Raw genomic sequence first — 18,472 nt, 5'->3', positions numbered from 1 at the left:
TCATGGCTCACGACGCGCACGCCCACGATCACGACGACCACAGTCACGACCACGACCATTCTCATGACCATGATCACGGCCATTCCCATTCGCACGGGATTGGCGGGCACCATCACGGGCCGGTGGATACCGGCGACTGGCGCTACGCCCTCGGCCTGATCGTCAATCTGGCCTTCGTGGTCGTCGAGTTCGGGGCCGGAATCTGGGCCGATTCGGCGGCCCTGATGGCCGATGCGGGCCACAACCTGTCCGACGTCCTGGGGCTGGCCATGGCCGGCGGCGCGGCTTGGCTGGCGCGACGCGCGGCGGGACCGAAGCGCACCTACGGCTATGGCAAGGCGACGGTGCTGGCGGCGCTGGGCAACGCCCTGCTGCTGATCTTCGCCTGCGGGGCCATCGCCTTCGAGGCCGTGCGGCGGCTGGCCGAGCCGGCGCCGGTGGCGTCCGGCGTCATCATGGCGGTAGCGGGCATAGGCTTCGTCATCAACCTGGGCACGGCCCTGCTGTTCATGAAGGACCAGCACAAGGACCTGAACGTGCGCGGCGCCTATCTGCACATGATGGCGGACGCGGCGGTGTCGCTGGGCGTGGTCATCGCAGGAGCGGTCATCCTGCTGACCGGCTGGGCCGTGATCGACGCCCTGGTCAGCCTGGGCATCGTCATCGTCATCCTGCTGGGGACCTGGGGCCTCCTGAAGGAATCGGTCAATCTGGCGCTGGACGCCGCCCCGAACGGGGTCGAGGTGGACGAGGTTCGCGACGCCTTCCTGGCTCTGCCGGGCGTCAGCGCGGTGCATGACCTGCACATCTGGGGCCTGTCGACCACGGACACGGCCCTGACGGCGCATCTGGTCCACGACCGGCCCGACGCTGACGCCCTGCTGGGAGAAGCGCAGGCGGTGGCCCGCAGTCGCTTCGGCATCAGCCACACGACGTTCCAACTGGAAAGCGGCGCTTTGCCGGATTGCCCGACCTGCTGAGGAGTGAGGAGGGCTCAACTCTCCAAAGCCCTCCCCCTCGATGGGGGAGGGTTGGGCGGGGGTGAAGCCGATCGGTTTCAGGATCGGCGAGGGAGACGCCGCCTCCCGCGCCTAGTCGGACAGGGCGGCGCCCTCACCCCCATCCCCGACCCTTCCCCCATCGAGGGGGAAGGGGGCAGACCTCTTCCCTTTCCGCCCCTGAAGCTCCATCTAGCCGCCCATGACCCAGAAGACTCCCGTCACCGTCCTCACCGGCTACCTCGGCGCCGGCAAGACCACCCTGTTGAACCGCATCCTCACCGAGGATCACGGCAAGCGTTACGCCGTCATCGTCAATGAGTTCGGCGAGATCGGCATCGACAACGACCTGGTGGTCGGCGCCGACGAGGACGTGTTCGAGATGAACAACGGCTGCGTCTGCTGCACGGTGCGCGGCGACCTGATCCGCGTCGTCTCGGGCCTGATGAAGCGCCAGCGTCCGGGCAAGCCCGCCTTTGACGCCATTATCGTCGAGACCACTGGTCTGGCCGATCCCGGCCCGGTGGCACAGACCTTCTTCGTCGATGAAGAGGTTAAGGCCAAGACCCAGCTGGACAGCGTCACCGCCCTGGTCGACGCCAAGCACGTCATGGCGCGTCTGGACGACTCCAAGGAAGCGCGCGAGCAGGTGGCCTTCGCCGACCGCATCATCCTGAACAAGGTCGATCTGGCCTCCGAGGATGAACTGGCCGCGGTCGAGCGCCGTCTGCGCGCCCTGAACCCGCTGGCCCCGATCATCCGCGCCGAGCGCGCCAATGTGCCGCTGGATCAGATCCTGGGCCTGCACGGCTTTGATCTGGAGCGCATCGTCGAGGTCCGTCCCGACTTCGTGAACCCGCCCCACGGCGCCGAGGGCCATGTCCACGACGCCGACTGCGGCCACGGGCATGACCATGCCGGGGACCACGACCATGACCACGTGCATGACGAGCACTGCGGCCACGACCACGACCATCACGACCACGGCCCGCGCGGTCACGCCCACAACGACGACATCAAGGGCATCTCCCTAACGCTGGACCGCCCGCTGAACGGCGCCAAGTTCACCGCCTGGCTGGACAAGCTGCTGGGCGAGCAGGGTCAGAACATCCTGCGCGCCAAGGGCATCATCGACGTGGACGGCGAGGACCGCCGCCTGGTCTTCCAGGCCGTGCACATGATCCTGGAAGGCGACCTGCAGAAGCCTTGGGGCGACAAGGAACGCCGCTGGAGCCGCGCCGTCTTCATCGGCCGCGATCTGGACGAGGCTGCGCTCAAGGCCGGGTTCGAGGCCTGCGCCGCATGAACCCGCCGCCCAGAGCCCGCGTCGAGGCCAAGGTCATCTACGGCACGCCCGAGTTCGAGATCATCAAGGGCGGGGACCATGTGGTCTGCGCCGTCTCGGGCGCGATGATCGCGCTGGACATGCTGAACTACTGGAGCGTCGAGCTGCAGGAGGCCTACGCCACGCCCGACCTGATGACGCAACGCTGGGTCGAGACGCATAAGCCGAACTGACCGGCGCTGCTCCCCCTCCGCCGTGATCCCCGCGAAAGCGGGGATCCAGACGTCAGGCGCCTATGCGCCGGTTCGCATTTCAGAGGCGCAACGTCAGCCCGCTCTTACCGCCTGGGTCCCCGCTTTCGCGGGGATGACGGCATCAAGGCGCGGGGGAGGCGGCTAGAGGGCGGGCAAGCCCGCCAGCCAGTCGGTCATCACCTTCGCCAGCGCCTTCGGTTGCTCCAGCGGAATCATGTGTCCGCTGTCGGCGACGTGAACCAGCATCGAGCCCGCAATCCCTTGATGCAGTTCCTCGGCCTCATCCGAGCCGCGCAGGCGGTCGGCGTCGGCGACGACGATCAGGGTCGGCTGGCGGATCTCGTTCAGCCGGTCCAGATCACCCGCCCGTGCCAGGGCCGACTGGCGATGGAAGACCTCGCCGCCCAGCCGCAGGCCCATGTCGCGCACCCGCGCGATCATCGCTTCGTCCCCGGCCAGATCGGGATGGAGCGACGAGACGATGGCCGGGCGGCTCAGGCCCTTGAACGCCTTGGGCGTGGCCTTCAGGGCCGAGCGGCGCTGGCGGATCAGATCCTCGGTGTCACCGCGCGCCGAGGTGGCGATCAGGATCAGGGCCGTGACCCGATCCGGCGCGATCCGCGCCAGTTCCCGCGCCACATAACCGCCCATCGAAAACCCGACCGCGACGAAGGTGTCCGGCGCGTCGCCCAGGATGGCGGCGGCCATGGTCTCGATGTCCTCGCCCCGGCTCAGGTCGACAGCGACCAGCGGCCCGAACGGGGCCAGGTCGTCGGTCATGGCGTCCCACAGGGTGGCGTCGGCCATGAAGCCGGGAATGAGCAGCAGGGTCATGGGCGCCTCTATAGGGCCAGGTCTTCACAGGCGACAGCGCCCGGCGGGGCGTTATGAGACGTCCCGAACGTTTCTTCGCTACCTTCGCCAGCGCGCACACAAGGGCTGACGGCGCGGCTTTCCCCCTGCCTCGGCCGCGCTCTGAACCCGCGCTCCATGCAACCCGATAGCCGGTCCGCGTCTTGTGTCATGGCAAGGGTGACGGCTGGAGGTCGCACAATGGCGCGGGCAGGGTTTGTCGTCGTGGCGTGGCTGATGGCCGCGCCCGCCACCGCCTTGGCGGCGGGCCAGGATAAGCCGCTTGAGCAGGCCGACACCCAGAGCGCGCCGCCGCCAAGCGCCCCCCGGACCGAACTGACCGGCGACTGGGGCGGCCTGCGGTCGCGATGGCTTGATCGGGGCGTTCGGATCAACGCCCGCCTGTCTTCGGAATCCGCGGCCAATCTGTCGGGCGGAACCCGCCGCACCTTCGCCGAGGCGGGCCAGTTCGACGTCGGCGCACGCCTCGACATGGAAAAGCTGTTCGGCCTCAAGGGCGGGTCCTTCCAGGCGACGGCGGTCTATCGCTACGGCGACAACCTGGTCACCCGGGCGGACCTGGGCGTGATCTTGCAGCCGCAGGAGATCTTCGGCCGGGGCGAGACCTGGCGGCTGACCCAGTTCTGGTACGAACAGGAGTTCGCCGGCGGGCGCGCCGCGCTCAAGGTCGGGCGTATACCCGAGAGCGACGATTTCGGCGGCTTCTCCTGCTACTTCCAGAACCTGAGTTTCTGCGGTTCGGTCCCGGGCAGGGTGGCGGGGTCCTACTGGTTCAACTGGCCGATCAGCCAGTGGGCCGCACGGCTTCGCGTCAAGGACGGCGACCGTTATGCCCAGGTCGGGGTCTATCAGGTCAATCCGAAAGACCTGAAGAACGCCTTCACCATCGGCTATTTCAATGGGGCCACGGGCGTCGTGGTTCCGGTCGAGGTCGGCTGGACGCCGAAACTGGGCTCCGAAGGTCTGCCGGGAAACTACCGGGTCGGGGCCTGGTACAGCAGCGTGGACGGCGACGACGTGCTGCTGGACGTCAACCGTCAGCCCCGCGTGCTGACCGGCGACGCCCCCTTGCGTCGGGACGGACGCTACGGCGGCTATGTCCTGCTTCAGCAACAGGTGACGGGCAGCGCCAGCGACGGCACGCCCTACCGCGGCCTGATCCTGTTCCTGAATCTGGTCCAGGCCGATGCGCAAACCTCGACCGTCGAGCAGCATCTGGCCGGCGGACTGTTCTACAAGGGGCCGTTCGCCAGTCATCCCGAGGACGCCATCGGCTTCGGCGTCGGCCGCAGCCACATCAATGACCGCGTCGCCGAGGGGCAGCGTCTGGATCCGGCAGGGCCGCCGGTCCAGCATTCCGAATACGCCGCCGAACTCTACTACAGCCTGCATCCCAGCCCCTGGCTCGTCCTGCGGCCGAACATCCAGTATTATCATGATCCCGGCGGCGTGGACGGCCGCAAGGACGTGACGGTGGCGGGGTTGAAGGCGTCGGTCACCTTCTAGTCGCCGCAGCCGAGACCGTCTGCGGGCGGGACATCGGGATTTGACGGCGCTATGAGCGTGGCTTCCGACTCTTCTCCACGCCGCGAGCCGCCATGACGACCTTCTCCTTCGACGCCCAGGTCACCGCCGCCCTGTTCGACAAGACGGGCGCGATTTTCGCCCTGGGTGACGGCTCGGTGCGCTTCGAGAACGGCGCCCGCAGCGAGGTCCATGACGGCGCCATCCTGTGCGCCGCCGTCCACCCCTCGGGCGAGGGCGTCGTCACCGGCGGCGACGACGGCAAGGTGGTGTGGAGCCGCGAGGGCGAGACGGTCCTGCTGGCCACGGCCAAGGGCCAGTGGATCGACTCCATCGCCGCCTCGGCCGAGAGCGGCCTGATTGCTTTCTCGGCGGGCCGCACCCTGTCGGTGATCGACAGCAAGGACGCCGTCTTCCGTCGCGACTTCCAGCACGAGCGCACCGTCTCGGGCGTGGCCTTCGACCCCAAGGGACGGCGAGTGGCGACCTCGACCTATGGCGGGGCGGCGCTGTGGTATGCGCGGATCGAACAGCAGCAGCCGGTCCTGCTGAAATGGGCCGGTTCGCATCTGGCCGTCGGTTTCTCGCCCGACGGCGCCTTCGTCGTCACCTCGATGCAGGACGCGCAACTGCACGGCTGGCGGTTGAAGGATCAGAAGAACATGCGGATGGGCGGCTATCCGACCAAGGTGAAGAGCTTCGCCTTCATGGCCAAGGGTCAGCTGCTGGCCACCTCGGGCGCGCAAGGCGTGGTGCTGTGGCCCTTTATCGGGGCCAACGGGCCGATGGGGCGCGAGGCGACCGAGATCGGCTTTGACGAAACGACCCTGATTTCCCTGGTCGCCGCCGCCGAACAGCATGGTCGACTGGCCGCAGGGCTGGACGACGGCCGCATCTGGTGGGCCGATCCGGCGGGGCAGGGGCTGGCCTTCATCAAGCAGGAGAAGGGCGCGCCCATCGTCGCCCTGGCCATGAGTTCCGGCGCGGCCCGCATCGCCTGGGCCGACGAAGACGGTCAGGCGGGCGTCGTCTCGCTCTGATCCGCCATCTCGCCGCCATCGTCTTCACCCTCCCTTCGGGCGTCATCCTCGGCCTTGTGCCGGGGATCCAGAGACTCGACATCGGATGATCGAACCGCGGCGTAGCATCGGCGCCGTCGCGTCTCTGGATTCTCGGGACAGACCCGAGAATGACGAACGTGGGTTAAGCGTGGCCGTGATTTCTCAACCTTCCTCGGGCAGGATGGCGGCATGACCCGTGCGAAGACCCGTAGGCGGCGCCCGCTGCTGACCCTGCTGCTGATCCTGGCCCTGATCCCGATCGGCGGGGTGGTGCTGCACCGTTTCGTGCCGCCGCTCTTCACCATCCTGATGGTCAAACAGGCGGTCGCGGGTCACGGCATGGACTATCGCTGGCGCTCGCTGGATCATATCTCGCCGCGTCTGGTCGAGGCGGTGATCGCCGCCGAGGACGCGCGCTTCTGTCAGCATCACGGCTTTGACGTCGAGGCCATCCAGAAGGCGCTGAAGGCCAATGAGCGGGCCGAGCAGCGCGGCTCGGGTAAGGTCCGCGGCGGCTCGACCATCAGCCAGCAGACCGCCAAGAACGTCTTCCTCTGGCCCGGCCGCGACTGGGTGCGGAAAGGTCTGGAGGCCGGCTACACCGTCATGATCGAAGCCGCCTGGGGCAAGCGCCGGATCATGGAGGTCTATCTGAACGTCATCGAATGGGCGCCGGGCGTCTATGGCGCGGAGGCCGCTTCCCGCCACTGGTTCAACAAGAGCGCCGAGAACCTGACGGCGCGCGAGGCGGCGCGTCTGGCCGCCATCCTGCCCAGTCCGCGCCGCTATCAGGCCGCCGATCCCGGTCCCTATATCCGCGGCCGCGCCGGTCGCGTCCAGGCGGCCATGGGCACGGTGCGCGAGGCGGGGTTGGACGCCTGCGTCGACCGCTGAAACCCGACGTTAACCGTCGCCATAGGGCCATCCCTTAACCGAACCACGCCACAGTTCGGCGGAATGCGGACCTGCGTCCGCTGACGATGGCAGGCGGGGTCGAGACGGTGACGAACGGAGCGATGAGCGGATTGAACCGGCTGACGCGCGCCGCGCGAGCCTTCGCGGCGCGGTTCGTCGCGGGCACGCGCGGCAATGTGGCGATGATGTTCGCCCTGGTGCTGCCGATGCTGGTCATGGTCACCCTGGGGGCCATCGACATTCACCAGGCCTCCAAGGTGAAGGCCAATCTTCAGGATGCGCTGGACGCCGCCGCCCTGGCCGCCGCGCGATCCAAATACACCGACGACGTCAACCTCAACCGCATCGGGCTGGACGCGCTGAAGGCCAACATGCCGGCCTATTTCAAGACGGGGTCGACGGACACGGCCAGCTTCACGCTGCAGGGCAACAGCATCCTCGCCGACGCCCGCGTCAACGTGAAGGTCATCGTCGCCAACATCGTCCTGCCGCCCTACGGCAAGCTCATGGACGACTACCTGCCGGTCGGCAGCCACTCCGAAGTCCTGCGCGCCTCGCGCGACGTCGAGGTGGCCATGGCGCTGGACATCACCGGGTCGATGAGCGGGCAGCCGCTGAAGGATCTGAAGGCCGCGGCCAACGAACTGATCGACATCGTCGTCCAGGATCAGCAGGCGCCCTTCTATTCGAAGGTCGCCCTGGCGCCCTACGCCGTGGGGGTAAACCTGGGCGGCTACGCCGACGCCGCGCGGGGCAGCATTCCGGCGCCAGTTTCGATCACCAACGCGCAATGGAAGACGGGCGTCGCCAAGACCGTAGGCGGCATCACTAAAGCCAATCCGGCGGTCTTCACCTCCAACGGCCACGGTTTCGCCAACGGCGACTACGTCTGGATCAGCGGCATCAAGGGCATGACCCAGATGAACGACCGGGCGCTTGAGGTCATGGACTCTCAGACCAACACCTTCCAGGTGCGGATTCCGGGCCAAAGCACCGCCGTCAGTAGCTCCGGCTACAGCAGCTATTCGTCGAACGGCACGATCCAGAAATGCCTGGTGTCGGACTGCTCGGTGGTGGTCACCGCCAGCGGGCACGGGCTCTTGAACGGCCAGGCAGTCTGGATCGACGAAATGAAGGGTATGACCGAACTGAACAAGAAGAGTTGGGTGGTGGGCAATGTGACCGCCAACAGCTTCTCGACCGGGGGTTCGGCCGCCAGCTACGGCGCCTACACTAGCGCCGGTCGGGCTTGGTGCGCTCAACAGGGGTGTCAGTGGTATCGCTTCGACAATGCATCCGGCGGCGTGACAACCTATCCGGTTAGCGACTGCGCCAGTGAACGCACGGGCGCGCAGGCCTATACGGATGCGGCGCCGACCCTCGGCGCGCGCGTCGGTCGCAGCTATACCGATCCGTCCACGTCGAACGGCAATCCCTGTCCGACTGCCGGCGTGATCCCCCTGTCCAGTAGTCGAACCGACCTGAAGGCCAAGATCAACGCGCTGGCTGCCGGCGGCTCGACGGCGGGTCAGATCGGCTTAGCCTGGGGTTGGTATCTAGTGTCTCCGAACTTCTCGTCTCTGTGGACCGGAGCCAGCGCGCCGGCGGCCTATAATCCGCAGAAGACGCTGAAGGTCGTCATCCTGATGACGGACGGGGAGTTCAATACCCCTTTCTGTAAGGATGCGATCGCGCGTGACGCCGGTAACGGCAGCGGCGGCGCCGACACCCACATCAGCTGCAACGCCACCAATGGTAACGCCTTCTCGCAGTCGGTTTCGCTGTGCAACGCCATGCGGGACCAGAAGGTTATCGTCTATACTGTGGGGTTCAATCTCGGCTCCAATCCGAGCAGGGGCGGGGCGGGCGTCGATACGGCGATCGAGGTGCTGGAGACCTGCGCCACCAACAAGACCACCCACTTCTACAACGCCAACAGCGGCGCCGACCTGAAGGACGCCTTCAAGGCCATCGGGCGGGACATCACCCGGTTGCGCATCGCGCGCTGACGCCGACGGGATCGGCAAACAAAAAGGGCCGGCGGAAACGCCGGCCCTTTCTTCGTTCTGAACTACGCCGATCCGTCAGATCAGGCGGATCTCCTTGAGGCGTTCCATCAGGAAGTCCTCGGCCAGGATGGTCTTGCCGGCGTAGCGGTCCGGGTTTTCCGGGGTGATCGTCGACGGCAGGGTCTCGATCGGGAAGTCCGGGTTAAAGTGCAGGAAGAAGGGCGTCGAATAGCGGGCGAAGCCGCGGCGCTCGGGGGCCGGGTTGACCACGCGGTGCGTCGTCGACGGCAGGACGTGGTTGGTCAGGCGTTGCAGCATGTCGCCGATGTTGACCACCAGGGCGCCGGCGGGGGGGGCGATGTCCAGCCACTCGCCGTCGGCGTCTTTCAGCTGCAGACCGGCCTCTTCGGCGCCCAGCAGCAGGGTGATGACGTTGATGTCCTCATGGGCGCCCGCGCGCACGCCCGGGGCGTCGGCGGGGACGGGCGGATAGTGCAGCATGCGCAGGACGCTGTTGCCCAGTTCGACCTTGTCCTCGAAATAGTCGTCGCCCAGCTTCATGTAGCGGGCGATGGCCTTGAGGATCTTGCGGCCCAGCTGATCCAGGGCCTCGAACATCCCATAGAGATGCGGCTTGAAGCCCTCGATCTCGGTCGGCCAGACGTTGTCGCGCATGTATTTGCGATAGGGGTGGTCGGCCGGCAGTTCGCGGCCGACGTGCCAGAACTCCTTGAGATCCTGAACGGTCGCGCCCTTGGCGGTTTCGACGCCGAAGGGGGTCAGGCCGCGGGCGCCGCCGGTGCCGGCCTGGTGGTACTGGCGCTTCACGTCTTCCGGCAGGGCGAAGAAGGCCTTGGCGTCGGCGATGGCGGCGTCGATCGTCGGCTGGTCCAGGCCGTGGTCGGCGATCACGGCGAAGCCGTAGCGAGCGAACGAGGCGCCCAGCGCGTCGGCGAAGGCCTGGAAGTCGGCGTCATAGCCCTGCATTGACACGGGGACGATGGCGCGGGTCTTGGTTTGGTCCTCGGCGGAGGATGCGGTCAGCGAAGAGCTCACGGGCGAATAAGGCCTCTGAATGGGTGATATGGAGGGTTCCATACGCCTTGCCTGAACAAATTGGCAGTCCGGCGCCGCCGAGGGGCGTTTCAACGCCTTTGACTCTCAAGCGTCGCTGTTGTCGTGTGCGGGTTCAGGCAGGACGAAGGACGACATGGACGCGCGATCTCAGCCCGAACCGCCGAAAGGCGAGGGGGAATGGACCCTGCTTCAGACCCGGCCGGATCGCAGCTTCTGGCAGCAGACGCGCACCTTGGCGCCGGGGCGGGCCGTGTCCTGGTTCGTCATCGTCCGCCCGCCCGAGCAACTGAGCTACGACAGCTTCGACGAGGCTGAGGCCATGTTCCGGGCGATGGACGAGGACTGACGGAAAGAAGCGGCCAGACAGGACAAAGGCCCCGCGGGGGTTCCGCGAGGCCTTTGATGGTGGAGCTTAGCGGAGTCGAACCGCTGACCTCTTGCATGCCATGCAAGCGCTCTACCAACTGAGCTAAAGCCCCGCGCCTTGCGGCTTGGGTATGTCGTCGTCCCGGCGAACCGGAGCAGATAGGACGAAGGCCCCGCGGGTGTTCCGCGAGGCCTTCGATGGTGGAGCTTAGCGGAGTCGAACCGCTGACCTCTTGCATGCCATGCAAGCGCTCTACCAACTGAGCTAAAGCCCCGAACCTTTCGGTCGGCCTCGCCGGAGATATTGTGGTCCCCAGCGAGGGGCGGAAACTATGTCAGGCCTTTTGAGAGATCAAGCCGCTCTGACAACTTTTTTTCCGCTTACTTTTCCGACCCTTGGTATCAGTCGTCGTCGCGCGACGGCTTGACGATGTCGTCGTCAAGCGAGTCGTCGTCTTCGTCTTCGATGAAGGGCACCGAGTCGTCATCGTCGTCGGCCAGGGCGTCTTCGTCGTCCCCGTCCGAGGCGCCCATGCCGGCGTCGTCGGCGCTGGGTTCAGCATCGTCGTCGTCGTCGGGGGTCAGGATCGGCTCATGACCTTCCTCGTCGATTTCGGGGGTCGAGGGTTCAGCTTCCTCGTCCTCGTCTTCGGCGTCCTTCGCCTTGTCGGCGACTTGATCCTCGGCCTCTTCGTCGGCGGCGAAGCCGGGGCCGGTGCGACCGCGAACGCGGCGGTTGCGCATCGCTTCTTCAAGCGGATCGAACTCGGCGTCGCATTTGGGGCAGTGCGCCGGGCGACGGTTCAGATCGTAGAATTTGGCCTGGCAGTTCGGGCAGACCTGCTTTTGGCCCAGTTCGGGATTGGCCACGGGATAAACCTTCGGCAGGAGTTGAATTCCGGAATTCGGTCGGCTCCCTTGCCACCCAAGGGGGGCGCTGTCAAAAGCCTTCTTATCCGCGCCAGCGCGGGGTTTCCTGAACAATCGGAGTTTTTGGCCGGGTGACTGCCCCCTCGACCCTTACCGCGCGACCCGTTTCCGCCCTGAAAGGCGTCCTCCGCGCGCCGGGCGACAAGTCGATGTCGCACCGTTCGCTCATCCTCGGCGGCATGGCCGAAGGCGTGACCGAAATCGAGGGTCTGCTGGAAGGCGACGACATCCTGGCCACCGCCCGCGCGGTCGAAGCCTTCGGCGCGACCGTCGAGCGTCTGGGCGACGGGCGCTGGCGGGTGACGGGGCGCGGCGGATTCCGCAGCCCGGCTTCGGTCATCGATTGCGGCAACGCCGGCACCGGCGTGCGGCTGCTGATGGGCGCCGCCGCCGGCTATGACCTGACCGCGACCTTTGACGGCGACGCTTCGCTGCGCAAACGACCGATGAAGCGCGTCACCGGGCCGCTGGCCGACATGGGCGCCCGCTTTGACTGGAACGGCGCCGAGGATCGCGTGCCCCTGACCCTGCGTGGCGGCGGTCTGAGCGGCATTGAGTATGTGCAGGCGGTGGCCTCGGCTCAGATCAAGTCGGCCATCCTGCTGGCTGGGCTGAACGCGACGGGCGAGACCGTCGTGGTCGAGCCGGAAAAGAGCCGCGACCACACCGAGCGGATGCTGCGCGCCTTCGGGGCGACGGTGGACGTGACCGAGGAAGGCGAGGGCTGGTGCATTCGCCTGAAGGGCGGGCAACGCCTGACCGGAACCGCCGTGGCCGTGCCGGGCGATCCGTCCTCGGCGGCCTTCCCCCTGGCGGCGGCCCTGATCGTTCCGGGTTCTGAGGTGACGGTCGAGGGCGTCATGCTGAACCCGCAGCGCACCGGCCTGTTTGCTGCCTGGATCGACATGGGCGCCGACCTGACCATCTCTAACCGCCGTATGAGCGGGGGCGAGGATGTCGGCGACATCACGGCCCGTTATTCCGCGCTCAAGGGCGTGGTGGTGCCGGAAGACCGCGCCGCCTCGATGATCGACGAATATCCGATCCTGGCCGCAACCGCCGCCTATGCCGAGGGCCGCACCGTCATGCGCGGCATCGGCGAGATGCGGGTCAAGGAAAGCGACCGGATCGCCCTGATGGTCGCCGGCCTGACCGCCTGCGGCGTCGCGGTCGAAGAAGAGGCCGAGGGCTTCATCGTCACCGGGGGCGCAGTGAAGGGCGGGGCGACCGTCGCCACCGCCCACGATCACCGCATCGCCATGAGCCATCTGATCCTCGGCATGGCCGCCGAACAGCCGGTCTCGGTACTGGATCCGGAAATGATCGCCACCAGCTTCCCCGGCTTCGTCGCACTGATGAACGGCCTGGGCGCCTCGGTGTCGGAGGGCGCGGCGTGAGCGCCGGTCTGGTCATCGCCGTCGACGGCCCCGCCGCCTCGGGCAAGGGGACGATCGCTACGCGTTTGGCGTCTCATTACGGGCTGCCGCATCTGGATACGGGCCTGCTGTATCGCGCCGTCGGTCTGGCGGTGCTGGACGCGGGTCAGGACCTGGGCGACGCCGAGGCGGCCGAGGCTGCAGCCTTGTCACTGGATATCGTCGGCCTGTCGGACAACGCTCGCCTGACCGAGCGCGACGCGGGCGAGGCGGCCAGCCGGGTCGCCAGCCATCCCGGCGTGCGCGCCGCCCTGCTGAAGCTGCAACAGGACTTCGCCCGTCAGTCCGGCGGGGCCGTGTTGGACGGCCGCGACATCGGCACGGTCATCGCCCCGGACGCCGCCGCCAAGCTCTATGTCACGGCCAGCCCCGAGGTCCGCGCCGACCGCCGCTGGCGTCAGCTGACGGCGCGGGGGCAGGACATCGCCTTCGCCGACATGCTGGAGGACATCCGCCGCCGCGACGAGCGGGATTCGGGCCGAGATTCCGCCCCCATGGTCCAGGCCGAGGACGCGGTCTTGCTGGACACGACCGATCTGGGTATAGAAGCCGCCTTCGATGCGGCCCGCCGTATCGTCGAGGCGGCGCGCGTCCGGGCCGGGGTTTAGACCTCGCTGGACAAATCCAACGCTCCTGACCTCGGCTTCCGCGGGCGCTCTGGCTTTATTTGTTTGCGCCCCTTGCGCCGGCCTCGCGTCCTGACGACCTGACTTTCCCTTTCCCTGTCTATCCACCCGTGCGGGACCACCTGGTCGCGCGCCATAACCCCAGAGCTATATGACCGACACCCATAACCCCTCGCGTGACGATTTCGCTGCGCTGCTCGACGAAACCCTTCAGGGTCGCGACCTTGGCGAAGGCCAGGTTGTTCACGGCCGCGTCGTCGGCATCGAAAAAGACATCCTGATCATCGACGTCGGTCTGAAGACCGAAGGTCGTATCCCGGCTCGCGAATTCGGCATCGGCGAAGGCGCTGTCATCCCGAAGGTCGGCGACAACGTCGAAGTCTACCTGGAACGCGTCGAGAACGCCCTGGGTGAAGCGGTCATCAGCCGCGACAAGGCTCGTCGCGAAGAAGCCTGGACCCGTCTGGAAGTCGTCTTCGCCGAAGGTCAGCCGGTCAACGGCGCCATCGTCGGTCGCGTCAAGGGCGGCTTCACCGTCGACCTGGGCGGCGCCTCGGCCTTCCTGCCCGGCAGCCAAGTCGACATCCGCCCGGTGCGCGACGTCGGCCCGCTGATGGGCAAGGAACAACCCTTCGCCATCCTGAAAATGGACCGTCCGCGCGGCAACATCGTCGTCTCGCGTCGCGCCATCCTGGAAGAAGCCCGCGCCGAACAGCGCACGGAGCTGGTCGGCCAGCTGCAAGAGGGTGAAGTCCGCGAAGGCGTCGTCAAGAACATCACCGACTACGGTGCGTTCGTTGACCTGGGCGGCATCGACGGCCTGCTGCACGTCACCGACATGTCGTGGAAGCGCGTCTCGCACCCGAGCCAAGTCCTGGCCGTCGGCGACACCGTCAAGGTCCAGATCGTCAAGATCAACCCGGACACCCAGCGCATCTCGCTCGGCATGAAGCAGCTGCAGTCGGATCCGTGGGACGGCGTCGAAGCCAAGTACCCGGTCAACGCCAAGTACACGGGCCGCATCACGAACATCACCGACTACGGTGCGTTCGTTGAGCTGGAAGCCGGCGTTGAAGGCCTGGTCCACGTCTCGGAAATGTCCTGGACCAAGAAGAACGTCCACCCGGGCAAGATCGTCTCCACCTCGCAGGAAGTGGAAGTCATCGTCCTGGACGTCGACAGCGCCAAGCGCCGTATCTCGCTGGGCCTGAAGCAAGCCCAGAACAACCCGTGGGAAGCCTTCGTCGAGGCTCACCCGATCGGTTCGACCGTCGAAGGCGAAGTCAAGAACGCCACCGAGTTCGGCCTGTTCGTCGGCCTGGACAACGACATCGACGGCATGGTCCACCTGTCGGACCTGGACTGGAACGTGTCGGGCGAAGAAGCCATCCAGCGTTACCGCAAGGGTGAAACGATCAAGGCCAAGGTGCTGGACGTCGACATCGAGAAGGAACGCGTCTCGCTGGGCGTCAAGCAGCTGGGCGGCGATCCGATGGAAGGCGACGTTTACAAGCGTGGCCAGCAGCTCACCGTCACGGTGACGTCGATCGAAACCGGCGGCATCGAAGTCAAGTTCGGTGAAGACGATGCGCCGGTCACGGCCTTCGTCCGCAAGTCGGACCTGTCGCGCGACCGCAACGAGCAACGTCCGGAACGCTTCGCCGTCGGCGATCGTATCGACGCCATGATCACGGGCATCGACAAGGCCACGCGCCGCGTTTCGGTGTCGGTCAAGGCGCTGGAAATGAAGGACGAGGCCGAGGCCATCGAACAGTTCGGTTCGTCGGACTCGGGCGCTTCGCTGGGAGACATCCTGGGCGCCGCGCTTCGCGAAAAGGCCGGTTCGAAGGAATAATCTTCCTTATCGACCAGAAAACGGGGCGGCTGGAGCGATCCAGCCGCCTTTTTTCTTGCGTGGCGGGCAAGAACCCGCGCCAATGTCGGGGCTTGGCCGTAAGAATCGCTCCTAATCGACGCGACCCCCTTTCTTCCTGTGGCGTCAGACGGTTAGGGTGCGAGCCTGAGCGGAAGCGACTGCATCTGAAACAGCCACGGGCGGGGGCCTGAATGATCAAGTCTGAACTGATCGAGAAGCTGGCGGCCGAGAACATCCACCTCACCCACGCCGAGGTGGAGCGGGTCGTCAACGTCATCCTGGGCCAGATGACCGAGGCCCTGTCGGACGGCGGCCGGGTCGAACTGCGTGGCTTCGGCGCCTTTTCGGTGCGCAGCCGTCCCGCGCGCGTCGGGCGCAATCCCCGCACCGGCGAAACCGTGGAAGTGCCCGCCAAGGCCGTGCCCTTTTTCAAGAGCGGCAAGGAACTTCGGGAGCGTTTGAACGCTTCTGGCGACGCCTGACGGAGATTCGAGGATGAGCCTGTTTTCCGAGTTTCGCGAATTCGCCGCGCGCGGCAACGTCGTCGATCTGGCGGTCGGCGTCATCATCGGCGCCTCGTTCGGCAAGATCGTCACCAGTCTGGTCGATCAGATGATCATGCCGCCCATCGGCCTGCTGCTGGGCAGGGTCGACTTCTCCAAGCTGGAATGGGTGCTGGTGCCGGAAAACCCGGCCACCCCGGCGATCGAGAAGGTGTCGATCCAGTACGGCGCCTTCATCAACACCCTGATCCAGTTCCTGATCGTGGCCTTCGTCGTCTTCCTGCTGGTCAAGGCGATCAACAAACTGCGTCGCGATCAAGCGCCCGCGTCGACCCCGACCGAAGCCCTGCTGGCCGAAATCCGCGACGAATTGAAGGCCCGGCCCTAGGCCTGCGAGCGCGAAGGGCCGCCGTCGGCGTCAAATCCGCCGAGCTTCGAGTCGCCCCCTTCCCTGTCGCAGAATCTAAAGCTGCATTTCAGGGCCTGACAAATGCGTCATCGCGGCGACGGGTCACGGCGTTAACGCTTGTTCGCGCCGGCCTGCCGTGCTGCTTATGCGCGCTTTAGCGCCCGTCGGGGGCGTCGAGCATGGAGTTTGCCGTTGAGCACGACGGATGGAGGGGGCGCGCTTGGGGCGCGCTTGCGTGAATCGCGACGGGGCGTCGCCCGGGCGATCGACAGGAACCGGCGCAGGGGGGACCGTTCATGAACATCGTCATCGCCATTGGTCTGATCATCACCTTCGTCACGGGCGTGCCCGTGCTGATGCAGATCCTGAAACACCACCCGCGCGGACTGATCATCCTGTTCTTCGCGGAAATGTGGGAGCGGTTCTCCTACTACGGGATGCGCGGCATCCTGATCTTCTTCCTGACGCAGCATTTCCTGTTCGACGACGCCATGGCGGGGTCGGCCTACGGCTCCTACACGTCGCTGGTCTATCTGCTGCCGCTGCTGGGCGGCATCATGGCCGACCGCTTCATCGGCACGCGCAAGGCCGTGGCCTTCGGCGCCCTGCTGCTGGTCGCCGGTCACGGCATGATGGCCTTCGAAGGCCGTCCCGCCACCGAAACCCTGACCTACGCCGGTCAGACCTATGAGATCGCGGCCGAAGGCCGTGGCGCCGCGCGCGACGTCGGCATCGTGGTCGACGGCAAGAAATACGCCTTCGGTCCGGCTGAAGGCGGCGGCCTGACTGTCGCAGGCCTGCCGACGGGCGGCGCCCTGCCGACCGTGATCCCGGCCGGCGAGTACAAGATCGAAGCGACCCGCGACATGGCGGGCGTCAACGTCTTCTATCTGGCGGTGTCGCTGATCATCATGGGCGTCGGCTTTCTGAAGCCGAACATCTCGACCATCGTCGGCCAGTTGTATCCGCAGGGCGACCCGCGTCGCGACTCGGGCTTCACCCTCTACTACTACGGCATCAACCTCGGCGCCTTCTGGGCCGCGGTGCTGTGCGGCTATCTGGGTCAGACCGTCGGCTGGTGGGCAGGCTTTGGCCTGGCCGGCGTCGGCATGGCTCTGGGCTGGGTGGTCTTCGTGCTCGGCAAGCCGCTGCTGCAGGGCAAGGGCGAGCCTCCGAACCCGCAGGCGCTCAAGGCGCCGATGCTGGGGCCGATCAACCGCGAATGGGGCATCTACATCCTCAGCATTCTCGGCGTCGGCATCGTCTGGTTCATGGTCCAGCGCAACGCCCTGGTGGGCAGCGTCCTGACCGTCGCCACGCTCGCCTCCCTGGCCTTCATCCTCTACGTCATCCTCAAGGTCTGTCAGACGCGCGCCCAACGCGAGCGCATGATGCTGGCCGTGGTGCTGATCTTCGGCTCGGTGGTCTTCTTCACCCTGTTCGAACAGGCCGGCACCTCGCTGAACCTGTTCGCCGACCGTAACGTCGACCTCAGCCTGACGCCGACGGCCTTCCAACTGTTCGGCGTCACCGTGGGCACCCCGGCGCAACTGGCGGCGGCAGGCATCACGCCTTCCGGCTTCTGGATCGACGCCACTGTGACCGCGGCCCAGACCCAGTCGTTCAACGCCGGCTTCATCCTGATCTTCGCGCCGATCATGGCGGCCCTGTGGGCCTTCCTCGGCAAGCGCGGCATGGATCCGAACCCGACGCTGAAATTCGGCCTGGGCCTGATCCAGGTCGGCCTCGGCTTCATGGTCGTGGTCTGGGGCGCCGGCATGGCGAATTCGGCCTTCCAGATGCCGATCGTGCTTCTGGGCCTGCTCTACATGCTGCACACGACGGGCGAGCTGTTCCTGTCGCCGGTCGGCCTGTCGGAGATCACCAAGCTGTCGATGCCTTCGGTGGTCAGCTTCATGATGGCCGTCTGGTTCCTGGCCAGCTCCATCGCCCAGTTCGTGGGCGGCTGGATCGCCGGTCTGGCCGGCACCGAGACCGTCGGCGGTCAGGTGCTGGACCCGGGTCTGGCGCTGCGCACCTCGCTGGGCATCTTCGAGAAGCTGGGCTGGGGCGGCATCGCCATCGGCGCGGCCTTCATCGTCGTCAGCTTCTTCATCAAGGGCTGGTCCAACGGCGCCAACAACGCCAACAGCCATCCCGGCCCCGATCTGACGGACCGGGGACAGGAAGACCAGAACATCGCCCAGCCGCTGAACCCGTAAGGGTCCAGTTCTGCAACGAAGGCCGGTCTGTAACGAAGGCCAGTCTGTAAAGAAGGAAAGGGCGGCGTCTCGCGAGAGGCGCCGCCCTTTTCAGTTGTTCCGGGGAAG

Annotated in this window: 17 protein-coding genes and 2 tRNA genes; 14 read left to right on the top strand and 5 right to left on the bottom strand. The window is 66.4% G+C overall.

Annotation, left to right across the window (positions count from 1 at the left end; translation table 11 throughout):
• Positions 1-2: 2 nt before the first annotated feature.
• The 3 genes from AB4Y68_RS04050 to AB4Y68_RS04040 all read left to right on the top strand — a co-directional run bounded on the left by AB4Y68_RS04050 (position 3) and on the right by AB4Y68_RS04040 (position 2,516).
• Entirely contained in the window at positions 3-980 is a 978-nt protein-coding gene (locus AB4Y68_RS04050) for a cation diffusion facilitator family transporter (protein WP_441454227.1), read from the top strand.
• A 220-nt stretch (positions 981-1,200) separates the two neighbouring features.
• Positions 1,201-2,304, top strand: a complete 1,104-nt coding sequence (locus AB4Y68_RS04045; RefSeq protein ID WP_441454226.1) for a CobW family GTP-binding protein — start codon at positions 1,201-1,203, stop codon at positions 2,302-2,304.
• Complete coding sequence (locus tag AB4Y68_RS04040) at positions 2,301-2,516, top strand: DUF2093 domain-containing protein (protein WP_441454225.1); 216 nt, start codon at positions 2,301-2,303, stop codon at positions 2,514-2,516. Before AB4Y68_RS04045 ends, AB4Y68_RS04040 begins: the two co-directional genes overlap by 4 nt.
• A gap of 162 nt (positions 2,517-2,678) precedes the next feature.
• On the opposite strand, the gene AB4Y68_RS04035 is transcribed toward AB4Y68_RS04040, so the two are convergent.
• Complete coding sequence (locus AB4Y68_RS04035; RefSeq protein WP_441454224.1) at positions 2,679-3,371, bottom strand: alpha/beta fold hydrolase; 693 nt, start codon at positions 3,369-3,371, stop codon at positions 2,679-2,681.
• Positions 3,372-3,590: 219 nt separating this feature from the next.
• Here AB4Y68_RS04035 and AB4Y68_RS04030 point away from each other — a divergent pair, with 219 nt between their 5' ends.
• From AB4Y68_RS04030 to AB4Y68_RS04015, 4 genes are all read left to right on the top strand, one after another.
• Complete coding sequence (locus AB4Y68_RS04030) at positions 3,591-4,916, top strand: carbohydrate porin (RefSeq protein ID WP_441454223.1); 1,326 nt, start codon at positions 3,591-3,593, stop codon at positions 4,914-4,916.
• Between the two features lie 92 nt (positions 4,917-5,008).
• Positions 5,009-5,974, top strand: coding sequence for a WD40 repeat domain-containing protein (locus AB4Y68_RS04025; protein WP_441454222.1), 966 nt, complete (start codon positions 5,009-5,011; stop codon positions 5,972-5,974).
• Between the two features lie 210 nt (positions 5,975-6,184).
• A complete protein-coding gene (gene mtgA / locus AB4Y68_RS04020) occupies positions 6,185-6,889 on the top strand; it encodes a monofunctional biosynthetic peptidoglycan transglycosylase (RefSeq protein ID WP_441454221.1) in 705 nt (234 codons plus the stop codon).
• Positions 6,890-7,011: 122 nt separating this feature from the next.
• A complete protein-coding gene (locus tag AB4Y68_RS04015) occupies positions 7,012-8,919 on the top strand; it encodes a ubiquitin-activating E1 FCCH domain-containing protein (RefSeq protein WP_441454220.1) in 1,908 nt (635 codons plus the stop codon).
• 75 nt (positions 8,920-8,994) lie between these two features.
• Here the strand turns inward: AB4Y68_RS04015 and AB4Y68_RS04010 are convergent, their stop codons facing one another.
• Entirely contained in the window at positions 8,995-9,906 is a 912-nt protein-coding gene (locus AB4Y68_RS04010) for an isopenicillin N synthase family dioxygenase (protein ID WP_441454434.1), read from the bottom strand.
• 223 nt (positions 9,907-10,129) lie between these two features.
• On the opposite strand from AB4Y68_RS04010, the gene AB4Y68_RS04005 reads away from it, so the two are divergent.
• Complete coding sequence (locus AB4Y68_RS04005) at positions 10,130-10,342, top strand: hypothetical protein (RefSeq protein ID WP_441454219.1); 213 nt, start codon at positions 10,130-10,132, stop codon at positions 10,340-10,342.
• Between the two features lie 57 nt (positions 10,343-10,399).
• Here the strand turns inward: AB4Y68_RS04005 and AB4Y68_RS04000 are convergent.
• The 3 genes from AB4Y68_RS04000 to AB4Y68_RS03990 form a co-directional block, all read right to left on the bottom strand.
• Positions 10,400-10,475 (bottom strand) — tRNA-Ala (locus tag AB4Y68_RS04000).
• Positions 10,476-10,561: 86 nt separating this feature from the next.
• Positions 10,562-10,637: transfer RNA gene (locus tag AB4Y68_RS03995), tRNA-Ala, on the bottom strand.
• A 127-nt stretch (positions 10,638-10,764) separates the two neighbouring features.
• Entirely contained in the window at positions 10,765-11,232 is a 468-nt protein-coding gene (locus AB4Y68_RS03990) for a TIGR02300 family protein (protein ID WP_441454218.1), read from the bottom strand.
• A 131-nt stretch (positions 11,233-11,363) separates the two neighbouring features.
• On the opposite strand from AB4Y68_RS03990, the gene aroA reads away from it, so the two are divergent.
• The 6 genes from aroA (at position 11,364) to AB4Y68_RS03960 (ending at position 18,364) form a co-directional block, all read left to right on the top strand.
• On the top strand, positions 11,364-12,689 hold the full coding sequence (gene aroA / locus AB4Y68_RS03985; protein ID WP_441454217.1) for a 3-phosphoshikimate 1-carboxyvinyltransferase: 1,326 nt from the start codon (positions 11,364-11,366) through the stop codon (positions 12,687-12,689).
• Positions 12,686-13,336, top strand: coding sequence for a (d)CMP kinase (gene cmk / locus AB4Y68_RS03980; protein WP_441454216.1), 651 nt, complete (start codon positions 12,686-12,688; stop codon positions 13,334-13,336). Before aroA ends, cmk begins: the two co-directional genes overlap by 4 nt.
• A 169-nt stretch (positions 13,337-13,505) precedes the next feature.
• A complete protein-coding gene (gene rpsA / locus AB4Y68_RS03975; protein WP_441454215.1) occupies positions 13,506-15,209 on the top strand; it encodes a 30S ribosomal protein S1 in 1,704 nt (567 codons plus the stop codon).
• 212 nt (positions 15,210-15,421) lie between these two features.
• Entirely contained in the window at positions 15,422-15,712 is a 291-nt protein-coding gene (locus AB4Y68_RS03970) for an integration host factor subunit beta (RefSeq protein ID WP_105562595.1), read from the top strand.
• Positions 15,713-15,725: 13 nt separating this feature from the next.
• Positions 15,726-16,121 carry a large-conductance mechanosensitive channel protein MscL gene (mscL, locus tag AB4Y68_RS03965; protein ID WP_441454214.1) on the top strand — a complete coding sequence of 132 codons (396 nt, stop codon included), beginning with the start codon at positions 15,726-15,728 and terminating at the stop codon, positions 16,119-16,121.
• 317 nt (positions 16,122-16,438) lie between these two features.
• Positions 16,439-18,364: a peptide MFS transporter gene (locus AB4Y68_RS03960; protein ID WP_441454213.1), complete on the top strand. Its 1,926-nt coding sequence runs from the start codon at positions 16,439-16,441 to the stop codon at positions 18,362-18,364.
• The last annotated feature ends 108 nt before the right edge of the window (positions 18,365-18,472 follow it).

Source organism: Brevundimonas sp. 2YAF1 (assembly GCF_052114745.1).
Taxonomy (GTDB): Bacteria; Pseudomonadota; Alphaproteobacteria; order Caulobacterales; family Caulobacteraceae; genus Brevundimonas.
Note: the sequence above shows the minus strand (reverse complement) of the source record. Positions and strands in the feature narration are given on the sequence as shown.

Coding starts and splice junctions, on each gene's coding strand:
- AB4Y68_RS04030 (WP_441454223.1), top strand. CDS start 3,591: ATGGCGCGGGCAGGGTTTGTCGTCGTGGCGTGGCTGATGGCCGCGCCC.
- AB4Y68_RS04015 (WP_441454220.1), top strand. CDS start 7,012: ATGAGCGGATTGAACCGGCTGACGCGCGCCGCGCGAGCCTTCGCGGCG.
- AB4Y68_RS04045 (WP_441454226.1), top strand. CDS start 1,201: ATGACCCAGAAGACTCCCGTCACCGTCCTCACCGGCTACCTCGGCGCC.
- AB4Y68_RS04005 (WP_441454219.1), top strand. CDS start 10,130: ATGGACGCGCGATCTCAGCCCGAACCGCCGAAAGGCGAGGGGGAATGG.
- AB4Y68_RS04025 (WP_441454222.1), top strand. CDS start 5,009: ATGACGACCTTCTCCTTCGACGCCCAGGTCACCGCCGCCCTGTTCGAC.
- AB4Y68_RS03960 (WP_441454213.1), top strand. CDS start 16,439: ATGAACATCGTCATCGCCATTGGTCTGATCATCACCTTCGTCACGGGC.
- rpsA (WP_441454215.1), top strand. CDS start 13,506: ATGACCGACACCCATAACCCCTCGCGTGACGATTTCGCTGCGCTGCTC.
- AB4Y68_RS04035 (WP_441454224.1), bottom strand. CDS start 3,371: ATGACCCTGCTGCTCATTCCCGGCTTCATGGCCGACGCCACCCTGTGG.
- AB4Y68_RS04050 (WP_441454227.1), top strand. CDS start 3: ATGGCTCACGACGCGCACGCCCACGATCACGACGACCACAGTCACGAC.
- mscL (WP_441454214.1), top strand. CDS start 15,726: ATGAGCCTGTTTTCCGAGTTTCGCGAATTCGCCGCGCGCGGCAACGTC.
- AB4Y68_RS03970 (WP_105562595.1), top strand. CDS start 15,422: ATGATCAAGTCTGAACTGATCGAGAAGCTGGCGGCCGAGAACATCCAC.
- mtgA (WP_441454221.1), top strand. CDS start 6,185: ATGACCCGTGCGAAGACCCGTAGGCGGCGCCCGCTGCTGACCCTGCTG.
- AB4Y68_RS04010 (WP_441454434.1), bottom strand. CDS start 9,906: ATGCAGGGCTATGACGCCGACTTCCAGGCCTTCGCCGACGCGCTGGGC.
- AB4Y68_RS04040 (WP_441454225.1), top strand. CDS start 2,301: ATGAACCCGCCGCCCAGAGCCCGCGTCGAGGCCAAGGTCATCTACGGC.